This window comes from Sphingomonas sp. BL-S-05 (genome assembly GCF_055521695.1).
Genome location: NZ_CM145499.1, coordinates 323,676 through 336,792 on the forward strand (window position 1 = coordinate 323,676; position 13,117 = coordinate 336,792).

General features: G+C 64.5%; 13 protein-coding genes. 7 read left to right on the top strand and 6 right to left on the bottom strand.

Translation table 11 applies throughout. The annotated features are described in order from the left end of the window. The first annotated feature begins 179 nt into the window (after positions 1-179). From ACZ1JS_RS01405 to ACZ1JS_RS01415, 3 genes are all read left to right on the top strand, one after another. Positions 180-452 (top strand): PadR family transcriptional regulator, encoded by a 273-nt coding sequence (locus ACZ1JS_RS01405; protein ID WP_465167379.1) that lies wholly within the window; start codon positions 180-182, stop codon positions 450-452. Further along, positions 449-1,084, top strand: a complete 636-nt coding sequence (locus tag ACZ1JS_RS01410) for a hypothetical protein (RefSeq protein ID WP_465167380.1) — start codon at positions 449-451, stop codon at positions 1,082-1,084. The genes ACZ1JS_RS01405 and ACZ1JS_RS01410 overlap by 4 nt, the downstream gene beginning before the upstream one ends. An 81-nt stretch (positions 1,085-1,165) precedes the next feature. Further along, positions 1,166-2,659, top strand: a complete 1,494-nt coding sequence (locus tag ACZ1JS_RS01415) for a serine hydrolase domain-containing protein (protein WP_465167381.1) — start codon at positions 1,166-1,168, stop codon at positions 2,657-2,659. 172 nt (positions 2,660-2,831) lie between these two features. On the opposite strand, the gene ACZ1JS_RS01420 is transcribed toward ACZ1JS_RS01415, so the two are convergent. The 3 genes from ACZ1JS_RS01420 to ACZ1JS_RS01430 form a co-directional block, all read right to left on the bottom strand. After that, complete coding sequence (locus tag ACZ1JS_RS01420) at positions 2,832-3,620, bottom strand: class I SAM-dependent methyltransferase (protein WP_465168605.1); 789 nt, start codon at positions 3,618-3,620, stop codon at positions 2,832-2,834. Between the two features lie 196 nt (positions 3,621-3,816). Further along, positions 3,817-4,845: a serine hydrolase domain-containing protein gene (locus ACZ1JS_RS01425; RefSeq protein ID WP_465167382.1), complete on the bottom strand. Its 1,029-nt coding sequence runs from the start codon at positions 4,843-4,845 to the stop codon at positions 3,817-3,819. 537 nt (positions 4,846-5,382) lie between these two features. Then, positions 5,383-6,261, bottom strand: coding sequence for a LysR family transcriptional regulator (locus ACZ1JS_RS01430; protein WP_465167383.1), 879 nt, complete (start codon positions 6,259-6,261; stop codon positions 5,383-5,385). Positions 6,262-6,463: 202 nt separating this feature from the next. Between ACZ1JS_RS01430 and ACZ1JS_RS01435 the strand changes: the two genes are divergently transcribed. The 4 genes from ACZ1JS_RS01435 (at position 6,464) to ACZ1JS_RS01450 (ending at position 10,214) form a co-directional block, all read left to right on the top strand. Then, a complete protein-coding gene (locus tag ACZ1JS_RS01435; RefSeq protein WP_465167384.1) occupies positions 6,464-7,159 on the top strand; it encodes a type 1 glutamine amidotransferase domain-containing protein in 696 nt (231 codons plus the stop codon). A gap of 73 nt (positions 7,160-7,232) precedes the next feature. Then, positions 7,233-8,339 carry an NADH:flavin oxidoreductase/NADH oxidase gene (locus tag ACZ1JS_RS01440; protein ID WP_465167385.1) on the top strand — a complete coding sequence of 369 codons (1,107 nt, stop codon included), beginning with the start codon at positions 7,233-7,235 and terminating at the stop codon, positions 8,337-8,339. Further along, a complete protein-coding gene (locus ACZ1JS_RS01445; RefSeq protein ID WP_465167386.1) occupies positions 8,336-9,490 on the top strand; it encodes an L-dopachrome tautomerase-related protein in 1,155 nt (384 codons plus the stop codon). The genes ACZ1JS_RS01440 and ACZ1JS_RS01445 overlap by 4 nt, the downstream gene beginning before the upstream one ends. A gap of 325 nt (positions 9,491-9,815) precedes the next feature. Further along, positions 9,816-10,214: a VOC family protein gene (locus ACZ1JS_RS01450; RefSeq protein WP_465167387.1), complete on the top strand. Its 399-nt coding sequence runs from the start codon at positions 9,816-9,818 to the stop codon at positions 10,212-10,214. Between the two features lie 427 nt (positions 10,215-10,641). On the opposite strand, the gene arsH is transcribed toward ACZ1JS_RS01450, so the two are convergent. Genes arsH through arsC form a run of 3 tightly spaced genes read right to left on the bottom strand, consistent with a single transcriptional unit; the run spans position 10,642 to position 13,114 of the window. Further along, positions 10,642-11,388, bottom strand: a complete 747-nt coding sequence (gene arsH, locus ACZ1JS_RS01455; protein WP_465167388.1) for an arsenical resistance protein ArsH — start codon at positions 11,386-11,388, stop codon at positions 10,642-10,644. After that, positions 11,388-12,674, bottom strand: coding sequence for an arsenic transporter (locus tag ACZ1JS_RS01460; protein WP_465167389.1), 1,287 nt, complete (start codon positions 12,672-12,674; stop codon positions 11,388-11,390). Before ACZ1JS_RS01460 ends, arsH begins: the two co-directional genes overlap by 1 nt. After that, positions 12,674-13,114: an arsenate reductase (glutaredoxin) gene (arsC, locus tag ACZ1JS_RS01465; RefSeq protein ID WP_465167390.1), complete on the bottom strand. Its 441-nt coding sequence runs from the start codon at positions 13,112-13,114 to the stop codon at positions 12,674-12,676. Before arsC ends, ACZ1JS_RS01460 begins: the two co-directional genes overlap by 1 nt. Positions 13,115-13,117: the final 3 nt, after the last annotated feature.

The following is a 13,117-nucleotide window of genomic DNA, read 5'->3' on the forward strand; positions in this document are numbered from 1 at the left end:
AGGCGAGCAAGTGCAGGCAATGACCGGAAATGGGTCGTGACAGGCCGCCTCTCGCCCTCGCGCCGGCTTCTGGGGGCAGCAAATATGGTTGGTCATTTTTGCTGAACGAGTGAGCTTGACTGATAAATCTACATATGTGACTTTTGTGTATGCCGAGGAGTCGCCGCCCTTCCAGACAGATGCTGACACTGCTCGCTGCGCTTTCCACGCGCACGCAGCAGTGGCGCTATGGCTATGATCTGATGAAGGAAACTGGTCTGCAATCGGGGACGCTGTACCCGCTGCTGATGCGGATGACCGATCAAGGACTGGTCGAAGCAGAGTGGCATCCCCCTGAGCGGGCGGGACGTCCGGCGCGGCACGCCTACCGCCTGACTGCGACAGGGACAGCGCTGGCACACGAAGTAATCGATCCGACGGGCTTTCCGGGCGGAGGAGTAGTGCAGGCATGAAGGCAGTTCTGGCACGCGCACTGATGACGTTGGCGATCGCTTGCATGGAGGAACGCCGTCGCCCTTGGGGCCGCGCCATGCAGGCAGAACTGGAAGTTGCGATCGAGGTTGGCGGTGCGCTGCGCTTCGCGATGGGCTGCTTCCTCGCTTCCGTTCTGCGGTTGCCGGTTCACGCGGAAGGGCGCTTCGCCATGACCGCGCATGTCTTGGCGCTTGGCCTCATGGTCCCGCTGGCGGCGTTGCAGATCGGTTGCGCCGTGCTCGACTTTCCGTTCTTCGTGCCGGATGCCGGTGTCATTGACCTGATCGCACAGCAGAACCCGTTGACCGTCAGTGCGTATCGGATGGTGGTGCCTTCGGTCATCGGGCTGTTGCTGGTACTGGGCGTGGGGCATCTGCGCATGGCATGGTTGATCCTCGAACGGGACTGGCCGCGCGTGGTGAAGACGGCGTCGCTGACGTTGGCGGCGACCGTAACCGTCCTTCCGGTGATGGTGCTATTGTACCTCGATCTGACGCAACTGCTGTTGCAGTCGGCGATCCTGATCGTCGAACTGGTCGTTCTCCACGCGATGGCGCGCTGGCACAGCGAGTTGTCCGAACCGGAGTTGGTCGGCGAGACGGCCGACTGATGTCGCGAAGATTGCGAACGTCGCTGCGTCCTTCGGTGACGCAACGGGGTGGCTCGTCCGTTTCACAGGGGAAATCCGGTCATGCGAATGGTCCTGACGCTACTGTTCCTTGGTATGCCGATTGCTGGTCCGGTGCGGGCGCAAGCGCGGGATTGCCCCATCCTCGACGAAGCGACCGGCGGACCGGTCGACGCTCGCGTTCGCACCGTCATGGCCAACCTGCGTCCACCGGTACTGGTGCCGGGTGAACGACCGTCCACCCTGATCGAACGGATGCGAACTCATGGCGTGCCGGGCGTCAGCGTGGCGGTCATTCACGGCGGCAGGATTGCATGGGCGCGGGGTTGGGGCGTCAGGGACGCTGCAAGTTGTGCGCCGGTGACGCCGAACACCGTGTTTCAGGCGGCTTCGATCAGCAAGGTCGTGACGGCCATGCTGGCGTTGCGTTTGGTCGAGCAGGGCAAGATCGCGCTCGATGCAGACATCAACACCGCGTTGCGCCGTTGGCATCTGCCGCCGGATGCGAAACTGGCGCCGCAGGGTGTGACGCTGCGGCAGTTGCTCAGCCATACCGCCGGGCTGAGCGTGCACGGCTTTCCGGGCTATGCGTCCGAGACGCCGCTGCCCGACACGGTGCAGATCCTCGACGGCAAGCCACCCGCCAATAGCGAAGCGGTTCGCAGCATCCTGCCAGCAGGCGGGCAGTGGCGCTATTCGGGTGGCGGCTATGTCGTGACGCAACTCGCCTTGTCGGATGTGAGCGGCCTGTCGTTCGCCGAGCTAGCCGACCGCGAGATATTACGCCCGCTCGGGATGACGCGCAGCAGCTTCTCGCTGGCGTCCGCCGCGGCGATCGGCAACGATCTCGCTTTCGGCCATGCGAACGGGCAACCGATTGCCGGCAACTACCACGTCTATCCCGAACTCGGTCCCGCCGGTCTGTGGACGACTGCGAGCGACCTTGCGCGGTTGCTGATCGACGTACAGACATCGGCGGCGGGTCAGCCGGGCCGTCGATTGTCACCTAGAATGACTGCGACGATGCTGACGCCGGTGCGTGACAATTGGGGTCTTGGCCCGGTCCTGTATACCGATGGAGCGAAGCGCTTCGGGCACGACGGCCTGAACGAAGGCTATCAGTCGTCGATGCTGTCCTATGCCGACAAGGGCGAAGGCATCGTGATACTGACCAATGGTGGACAGGGGCGGCGGCTGATGGACGAGATCGTCCGTGCGGTGGCGACCGAATATGGCTGGAGCGAAATTGCTGCGCCGGCCGCAACGGAACAGCATCTGTCTGCGGCCGCATTGTCGAACAGGGCGGGGCGGTTCGAAGGGGGCGGCCTTTCGGTGTCGTTCGAGGCGCGCGATGACGGGCTGTACGCGCATACTGGCGGTCCCGCCCCCGAACGTCTGATCGCGCTACCCGGCGATCGGTTCTTCGCAAACGGTATGGGGATCGTCATCCGGTTCGCCGCCGGATCGGATTATTTCGATATCATCGAAGGTGGGCCACCCATCCGGTTCGAGCGTCGACCTGCAACGGAGAGCAGTGGGGAGCCAACTCCGCATTAGCGTCACCAGCCATGTGTATGCATATTGCACATGAACGAATGGGCGATGTTGGGCAGACCGGAAACTGCCTTGGTTGACCGGTCTTGGTCCTCGCGGCCGCAAGTCTGCCGGGCAGGTCGCGCGGCAGCCTTTCCTCGTTCAACTCGCTCCCAGCCGCCTATCTACGGACATTTCAGCGAGCGGCCGGGTGGGCGCGAGCCGCGACCAAGAAGGCGAGGTCCCAAACGATCACACCACCCGCAGCGCGATGCTCTTCCTCGAGCCGCTGCGCCAGCATGTCGGGGTCGATCTGCTCCAGGGTGGCGATGCCCCGCTCGACTATTCGCGGCAGCATCGCCTTCGTGAGTGTCGGCAGGAAGGAGGGCCGGTTGGGATTGAGCAGGATGGCTTCGCCGCGTGCCTCTTCGACCAAGAGCCCCAATTGCTGCATTAGTTCGGCAAGCCGGAGCGCCAACTCCACATCCCCTCCTTCTGCTGCAACTGTGCTCCAGTTCCAGTCATAAAGCTGGCGATGCAACGCGAGGTCCCCAAGTCCTGCGGGAAAGGCGGTGCGTGCATGTTCCTGAAATGCCAAGACGGCATTAGGATTGGCTATCGCCGCTAACCGCTCCAATGTCTTGGCGGCATCAGGTAGGTACATCAGAACGCGACGGCCGACGATCGCGTCAAAACGTCCGAGATCGGGCAAGTCACCCGAAAGATCAACCGCGCGGTACTGGATGTGCGCGACACCCAAGTCCGCGTCGGTTGCTTGCGCTACCGCCAGTGCCTGTTCGCTCCGGTCAATCGCCACGACCTCGCCGTCTGGCCCGGCAAGCCCAGCCACAAACCGACTTAAATCACCATTACCGCAACCGACATCAAGCACCCGCGCACCGGGAGTTATGCCGATGTCGCCGAAGAAGCGGGCGCTGGGGGCATTGGCCGGGTTGGGCGGGGAGCGCAGACGTGAGTCAGACATTTTCACATGATACAGATGGTCGCGCGCGTGCCTAGTGCAGCTGTCCAGCGGGATCGGACAGTCCGGGACACGACGCGGGACGGCAGACCTATTTCTTGATGCGATGAACGAGTGTCCGAAGTTGGGAGCAGGAAAGGGAGCCTGCACGTCCGGGACTGGGTCTGAATGGTAGTTTCCAACCACGTGTTGGCCGACGTCACGGTTGCAACCAGGTCAAGGCGTCAAACTCGCGTCCGAACCGGACGCGGGCGGCTCGTTCGTAGACCCGCTGCCCCCCGGCCCCGTTCGTTAGCACGACCAGTCCGTTATTGCTGAGGAGGTCGAGAACGAACAGGTTCGCGACGCCGTCGTTAGCGCCCCAGTGCCAAGCAAAGCGGTCCGGCCCCGACTGTTCTAGTCCCCACCCCAATCCCCAGGCCAGACTGCCTGCGATCGTGACGGTCGGGGTATTCATGGCTAGGTAGCGGCGCGCAAAGCGGGCGAAGCGACCATAATCGCTCGCTGTCGTCCACAGTCCCGCCGCCATGTTCGGAGCCATGAAGATGGGCAGGGCCGGCTTGCCGAACGCCTTGGCTGCCGAAACGCGATCGTCCTGGGTCCATGTCTCGACGGACCGGCGAGGGCCGGCGTCCCGGCTCCTCCGGAACTGCGCGGGTCCCTTGTCTGCCATCAACTCGCCGCCGGCATCGTGCGCCCACGCCACCGGAGGCGATTGGCCGGCCAACCAGCCATAGCCGCTCCGGGTCATTCCCGCTGGTGTCAGAACCCGGGAACGGACGACCTCCGCCGCGGTCTGCCCCGTGACTATCTCGGCGAGGCGAGCGAGCAGGGTGTAGCCCTCTCCCGAATAGCGAAAGTCGGAGCCGGGCTTGAACCTGCTCACCAGATCGCTGCCGGCCTCGGTTCGCCAATTTGGCAGACCACTTGAATGGGATAGCAGGTGACGAGGCGTCGTGGCCCGCGTCGCGACATCCATCGTGAAATCGATATGCTTGGCGACAGGCTCGTCGAGATCAACGCTGCCGTCGCGGACGAGATCGTGGATGGCAGCCGCCAGGACCGGCTTTGACAGGGAAGCGGCTTCGAACAACGTCTCCGTGGTTGCGTTCGCCGCGCCGGCTTTCGCGTATCCTGCTGCAGAGCTGACCGGCTCCGCTTCGCCGTCGAGTACGGCCCAGCTTGCCCCCGGCACTGACGCAAGCGCCAGCCATGACTGGACTGGCATCGCCGTACGCCTCTGGCTCCTGGCCGGCGCCGGCACGGAGGCACCGCAGGCAGCGACTGCAGTGCCAATCAAGATCGTTCGCCGTGTTTGGTTCATTCGGGCATTCGCAAGAAGGTCATCCCATTTCCGATAGTTCGGTGTGTTGTGCCTACAGTACGGTCCGTTGTGCGATTTACAATCGACCTTCGTGCGAACAGAAAGAGCGAGCGTGCCTCCTCGGCGTACGGTGTCCTCAGCTCTCAAGCTGCCATAGCCCGCGAATTTGGCATTGATGAACAAACGTGCACTTCGCAGCAGCAACGGTGTCGCTGAGAAACCCTCACTTCGAGCGTCAACATCGCCGTCTTCAATCTCGGCAATGCGATCAGCGCCTCGGTAGGCGGCATCGCCCTATCGGCGTTCGGCATAGCGGCGATCACTTGGGCCGGAGTGGCTTCCCGCTCGCGGCGATCGGTATCGCATAGATCGCCATGCATCGTCGCGAAAGAGTGGTTCCAGCATAGGGCGCCGCCCGCCGTCCTCGCCAGGGTAGGAGAGTCAAATTCGAAGCGCAGCAGTCAATGCATCGCGAGCAAGTGCAACACGGGGGTGGCGAAGCGACGATCGCGCCCAGACGAGGTAGAAGGTGTTGCGCGGCACGCTGATCGGCGCAGGTATCTCGATAAGTGTGCAGGCGGCACGCTCGGCGTGGGTCAGGTAACCGGGCAGGACCGTCCACCCTAGCCCCGCACACAATCCAGATCGCAGCACGCGAAGGTCGGGTGCGGTCAGGGCGGGCTGACGGACCAGTTCGATCCGGTTGGCCTCAAGCCAGGCCCGCAAGAGCGGGCGATCAAGGTCGTACGCCAGATGCGGTATGCGTGTCAGCGCGTCGGCCAGCGGCTGGCCCGCCATCCGCTCGGCCACCGCGGGCGACGCGACGGCGCGCAAATCCTCCTTGCCCAGTTCGTGGAAGGCAAGCCGGGCATCGTCCGGCTGCGATGCCGTCACGGCCAGATGCACCTTGTCTTCCAGCAACATGCTGTAAAGTGCGTCCCGCCCGCCGATGTGGAGGCGCAGGTCGAGGCCCGCGTCCAGCAGCGGCCCCAGCCGGGGGGCGATCATCTCGCCCAGCAGATCCGACGGCGCGGCGATATGCACCGTCCCGGACATTCGCGAGGATCGCGCCCGTGCCGCGGCGAGGGCCGTTTCTGCCGTATCGAGGCTGTCGCCGATCGCCGCAGCCAGGTCGTCGGCGATCGCCGTGGCGCGGACGCCGCGCGAATGGCGATCGAACAGGGGGTGGCCGAGCTGCGCCTCGAGCGAGGCGATATGCTGCGACGCGGCGGGCTGGGTGATGCCGATTGCGCGGGCCGCGTCGCTCAGCGAGCGGCGGCGATAGACTTCGACAAAGGTGCGCAACTGCAACAGGGACATTTGGTTTCCATAACCAGTCTTATGACCGATCACCATTCCGGTTGGATTTGCTGATGCCGGTGAAGGCCTATCTGAAGGGTACAAGGATGGAAACGAACGGCTGGTCGCCGTTGCCGGACCGCAGAGCCCTATCGCCTCGTTGTCGTGGGTGCGGTGGCGGGCACCCCGCGTTCGCGACGTCCACGCAGCAGGAGTTTTGACGATGACCCGTATCCTCATGGTGACTACGTCCGCCGACCGCATGACCCCGGGGACCGAACCGACCGGTGTCTGGCTGGAAGAGCTGACCACCCCCTATTACGTCTTCCGCGATGCCGGTGCCGACGTGACGCTCGCCTCGATCAAGGGCGGCGCGGTGCCGGTCGACCAGCGCAGCGTCAATGCGGACGGCGAGAACGATGCCTCGGTCGAACGCTATCTGAAGGACGAAGCGCTGAAGGCCGAGGTTGCCGATACGCCGGTGTTCACCAGCATCGACCCCAACGGCTATGACGCACTGTTCCTGCCCGGCGGCCACGGCACCATGTTCGACTATCCCGGCAGCGCGGAACTGGCGCAGTTGGTGGAGCGGTTCGACCGCGCGGGCAAGATCGTCGCCGCCGTCTGCCATGGCCCGGCGGGGCTGGTCTCGGCCAAGAAGGCGGACGGCACGCCCTTCGTCGCCGGTCGACGTGTTGCCGGATTCACCGATAGCGAGGAACGCGCGGTCGGACTGGACGAGGCCGTGCCCTTCCTGCTCGAAACCCGCCTCAAGGAACTCGGCGGCCAGCATGAGGCAGGCCCGGACTTCGCCCCCTTCGCCCTGCGCGACGGCAATCTGGTGACCGGCCAGAACCCGGCGAGCGCGACCCGTACGGCGGAACTCGTGATGGACGCCCTGAAGGATCAGGCGGCGTGATCGTGCGGAATCTCCAGACCATACCGCGCGCCGCCGATCCTGCGGCGTCGCTGCCCTCCACAGGAGACGCATAATGGCCCGACTGTTCGAACCGCTGACGCTCGGCGGACTCAACCTCGCCAACCGCATCGTCATCGCGCCGATGTGCCAATATTCCGCCGAGGACGGCGCGATGACCGACTGGCACCAGATTCATCTGGGCCAGCTCGCCATGGCGGGGGCGGGCGCCCTGACGATCGAAGCCACCGCGGTCAGCCCGGAAGGGCGGATCACCTATGGCGATGTCGGTCTGTACGACGACCGTACCGAAGAGGCGATGCGGCGCGTGATCGACAGTGTGCGCCGCTGGTCGGACGTGCCGCTCGTCGTCCAGCTGGCGCATGCCGGCCGGAAGGCGAGCTGTGCCAAACCGTGGCACGGGGGCGCGCAGATCGCGCCGGATGCGGAGAATGGCTGGCAGACGGTCGCACCGAGCGCGGTGCCCTATGCCGAAACCGATCGTGCGCCCGTTGCCCTGGACGAGACGGGACTGGCGCGGATACGCGATGCCTTCGCCGATGCCGCCCGGCGGGCAGCGCGGCTTGGGATCGAGGCGATTCAGATCCATGCCGCGCATGGCTATCTGCTGCACGAATTCCTCTCGCCGCTCTCCAATGATCGCGAGGATGCCTATGGCGGCAGTCTCGCAAATCGGATGCGGTTCCCGCTCGAAATCTTCGACGCGGTGCGCGCGGCGTTTCCCGCCGACCGGCCCGTCACTGTCCGCGTGTCGGGGACCGATTGGGTCGAGGGCGGCTGGACGGCGGACGAAACCGCGCAATTTGCCGAAGCGCTGGAACAGCGCGGCTGCGCCGCCATCCATGTGTCGAGCGGCGGCCTCGATCCGCGCCAGCAGATTCCGGTCGGTCCCGGCTATCAGGTGCCGCTGGCCCGGACGGTCAAGGACGCGGTCACGATGCCCGTCATCGCGGTCGGCCTGATTACCGATCCGCAGCAGGCCGAGCAGATCCTGCAGGACGGACATGCGGATGCCATCGCCATCGCGCGCACCGCCTTGTGGAATCCGCGCTGGCCCTGGCACGCCGCCGCCGCGCTTGGCGCTTCGGTGAAGGCGCCGCCGCAATATCTCAGGTCCGAGCCGCATGAGGCGGGCCGTATCCTGAAGGAGATGACGCGATGAAACGGCCCGCCACATTGCTTCTCGCCGCCGCTGCCGTAGCCTCTATCACGGTCGGAGCAACGGCCCGCGACACGGCTCCGGCTCCCCGGATCGAGCGGGTTGCCGCGTTTGATGGCGCGATGCCAACCGGCGTGACCGTCGCGCCCAACGGCCGCATCTTCGTCAATTTCCCGCAATGGGGCGACCGGGCGCCGTTCACGGTCGCCGAGCTGGTCGACGGCAAGGCGGTGCCCTATCCCGACGCCGCGACCAATCGCCCTGATTCCGCCAACCCGGCCGGTCACTTCATCTCGGTGCAGAGCGTCGTCGCCGATGGCGCGAACCGCCTGTGGGTGCTCGACACGGCGGCGCCGAAATTCGCGCCGCCCCAGGCGGGTGGCGCGAAGCTGGTAGCGATCGACCTCGCGACCAACCGGATGGTCAAGACGATCGTCCTGCCCCCAAGCGTCGTGCTGCCGACGACCTATCTCAACGACGTGCGCTTCGACCTGCGGCAGGGGGAGCAGGGCACCGCTTACATCACCGACAGCAGCAACGCGGGCGTCGGTGGCATTATCGTCGTCGACATCGCCAGCGGACGGGCGATCCGCCACCTGTCCGGCCACGCGACGACCAACCCGGAGCCGGGCTTCACGCCGGTCGTCGACGGCGAGGTGCTGATGAACCGTCCGGCCAGCGGACCCGCGACACCGGTCGCCATCGCCAGCGATGCGATCGCGCTGAGCGCCGATGGTAGCATGCTTTATTACGGGCCGCTTTCGGGCCGCAGCTTGCATGCCGTGCCCACGGCGCTGCTGCGCGATCCATCGGTTTCCGAGGAGGTACTGGCCCGCGCGGTTCGCAGCATGGGGCGCAAGGGGGCGTCCGACGGCATTGCCGAGGACGATCGGGGGCGCGTTTTTGCCGGTGATTACGAACATAATGCGATCCGGGTGCTCGATCGCGGCCAGTGGTCGACCCTAGTCAGCGATCCGCGGATCAGCTGGCCCGATACCCTGTCGATCGGCCCCGATGGCTATCTCTACTTTACCGCGAACCAGCTTCACCGCCAGCCCGGCTTTCATGGCGGCCGCGACCTGCGCCGGAAACCGTATGAACTCCTCCGCATCAGGGTCGGTAGTGGCCCGGTGCTTCTGACGCGGCGTTGGTAAGGCCACTGCCGGGATGGTCGCAGGGCCGTTGGCGGAGAAAGCGGCCTGGCTCGTCGGGTTGCCATCAAGATGCGTGTCGGCACCGTAGCAGGGGCCGACAATAGATCCGAAACGGCCGCCCTCAGCATGAAACGAGCGGCTGGTCTCTGGACCGAGGGCATCGCCGCTGAACGGCCAGATGGGAGCCCTACCGGCGAGGAGAGGATCGTTTGCTCGTGCGCGATTGCGGACATCCCGACGACCCGGGGGTGACCGCAGCCTATGGGCAGGTTAGGTGAGAAGGCTAGTGGGGATCGAAAGTCGATCAGCCTCAAGGAGAGTATGCATGCTTTTCCACACCATGGTGGGATCGAACGACATTGAGCGTTCCAAGCGCTTCTACGATACGGTGCTCGGCACCTTGGGTGCAGGGGAAGGGACGAGGAACGTAGCCGACAGCGGCCATATACGTCTGATCTACAATAACGGCGGCGGAACTAACTTCATTGTCAGCCAGCCGATCAACGACGAACCAGCGAGCGTGGCGAACGGTAGCACCGTTGCCTTCTCGTGCAACACGCCCGAACAAGTGAAGCAGCTTCATGATACCGCGGTCGCCAACGGTGGCACCTTGATCGAAGCCCCGCCTGGCCCGCGCAATACGGCATCGCTGGGGACAGTCGAACTTGCCTATTTTCGTGACCCTGACGGCAACAAACTATGCGCAATTCATTTTCCCGCCTGATCTGTCCGGCATGGGTCCGCTTCTAACCCTAGCGGACCCAGATTATGCGATCGCGCGAATGTCCGCTTCCCTGCCTACAGCGGCCACGCCAGCCAGAACCGGTGTCGATCAACATGCCTGTTGATGATGAATGAACGGCCGGTTTCGGATCGCGTGCAAAGGTGCTCGAACGACCGATGTTGGGTCCTCGCGGTCGCTAGGCTGCCCGCCCGGTAGCGAGCCATTTCCGGCCATTCTGTGAATCAGTGTGGCATCCCGAAATTGGCCGATCCGCCAACCCTCAGCAGTCCCGTTTCTCCATGTTCAACAGACCGTTCTGGGAAAACGCAATCGGGAACAGATTTCGGAAATGCCGGCCCGCCGGACGATTGAGGAAGACGGTAGTTGCCAAATCCGTCTTGTTCGACCTTCCCAAACGGGAACACCATTAGGATTGCGGCGAGGTCGCAATGCTGGACAGGTCTGTGGCGGCGTTGATCGGCACACCGGCGTCCTTTCTCTCCGAATAGCGATCGACCAGTTGCGCGGTATGCGGGCGCAACAGGACGGTAAAACGCACCAGCTCCTCCATTACGTCCACGATCCGGTCGTAATAGTTCGACGGTTTCATGCGTCCTGCATCATCGAACTCGTTGAACGCCTTGGCGACCGACGACTGGTTGGGGATCGTCACCATCCGCATCCACCGGCCCAACACGCGCAAGCTGTTGACGCTGTTGAACGACTGCGACCCTGCCGACACCTGCATCACGGCGAGCGTCCGGCCCTGCGTCGGACGCATCCCGCCCATCGACAGTGGCAAATGATCGATTTGCAGCTTCATGATGCCGGTAATCTGGCCGTGGCGCTCGGGGCTGCACCACACCTGTCCCTCTGACCACATCGACAGCTCGCGCAGCTCATGGACGGCGGGATGATCGTCGCCGACATATTGATCTGGCAGCGGCAGGGTTGCGGGATCGAAGATGCGCGTCTCACAGCCGAAGAAGCGGAGCAGTCGCGCCGCTTCCTCAACGCAAAGGCGCGAATAGGAACGCTCCCGCAGCGATCCGTAGAGAAGCAGAATGCGGGGCGGCGGATCGCCAGCGCCCAGCCCGAGAGCGGGCTGACCCTGCGCATAGCGTCGATCGAGCGCGGGCAGATGGTCGGGGTCGGCAAGGTCGCGAAGGGGCATCAGGCAAGTCCGATCCGCAGCGCAAGCGCCGCCAACGTGATGAGCAGGACGGGCACGGTGAGCGTGATTCCGACCCGGAAATAATAGCCCCATCCGATCCGCACGCCCTTTTGCCCGAGGACATGGAGCCAAAGCAGGGTTGCGAGCGAGCCGATCGGCGTCAGCTTGGGGCCGAGGTCGCAGCCGATCACGTTGGCGTAGATCATCGCTTCCTTGACCGCTCCGGTCGCGTGCGCGGCGTCGATCGATAGCGCGCCCACCAGCACGGTCGGCATGTTGTTCATCACCGACGACAGGACGGCCGCTATCACACCCGTACCCAGCGCCGCGCCCCACACGCCGCCTTGCGCGGTGCGATCGAGCAGCGCCGCCAGATGATCGGTCAGACCGGCATTCCGTAGGCCGTAAACAACCAGGTACATGCCCAGCGAGAAGATCACGATCTGCCACGGCGCACCGCGCAAGACCTTTCTTGTCTCGATCACACGGCCCCGCCCCGCGATCACGAGCAGCAGGATCGCGCCGACAGCAGCGACGGCGCTGACTGGCACGCCGATGGGTTCGAGCAGGAAGAAGCCGGCGAGCAGAAGCGCCAGTACAATCCATCCGGCGCGGAAGGTCGCACCGTCGCGGATCGCGTCAGTCGGTGCTCGCAACGCGGCCACGTCATAGTCAGTTGGAATGTCGCGTCGGAAGAACAGTAGCAGCGCGCCGAGCGTGGCGGCGATCGACACAAGATCGACCGGCACCATCACGGCGGCATAGTCTGCGAAACCGAGCTTGAAGAAGTCGGCCGACACGATGTTGACGAGGTTTGAGACAACCAATGGCAGGCTGGCGGTGTCGGCGATGAACCCCGCCGCCATGACGAATGCCAATGTCGCCTTGTCCTTGAACCCGAGCGCCCGCAACATGGCGATGACGATCGGCGTCAGGATCAGCGCTGCGCCGTCGTTGGCGAACAGCGCGGACACCGCTGCGCCAAGCAGCACGATCAGGACGAACAGCCGACGACCATGTCCACCACCCCAGCAGGCTACGTGCAGCGCCGCCCACTCAAAGAAGCCGGCTTCATCAAGCAGCAGGCTGATGACGATGATCGCGACGAACGCGGCGGTCGCGTTCCAGACGATGCCCCATACCACCGGCACGTCGGACAGGGTGACGACGCCTGCGAGCAGCGCCAAGACGGCCCCGGCCATTGCGCTCCACCCAATGCCGAGGCCCTTGGGTTGCCAGATGACCAGCGCGATCGTCGCGAAGAAGATCAGGACGGCAGGGAGCATCAGGCGATGCGCTGGCCCGAAGCATCGACCACCTGTTCTCCGTCTTCCTTGGCAACCGCGCCGCGCTGCCCGGTCGGGAGCATATCGAGGACGGCTTCGGACGGGCGGCACAGCTTCACGCCGAGCGGCGAGACGACCAGCGGTCGGTTGATGAGGATCGGGTGCGTCATCATCGCGTCCACCAGCGCTTCGTCGGACAGCGACGTGTCGCACAGGCCCAGCTCCTCATAGCGTGCGCCTTTTTCGCGCAACAGATCGCGAGGCGTCATGCCAGCGCGATCGATCAGATCGACCAGCAGCGCGCGCGAGGGCGGCGTCTTCAGATACTCGACGACATGCGGCTCGATGCCGGCATTGCGGATCATCGCCAGCGCGTTGCGCGACGTGCCGCAGTCGGGGTTGTGATAGATGATGACATCGACGGGCGCATTGTCGGCCATTCC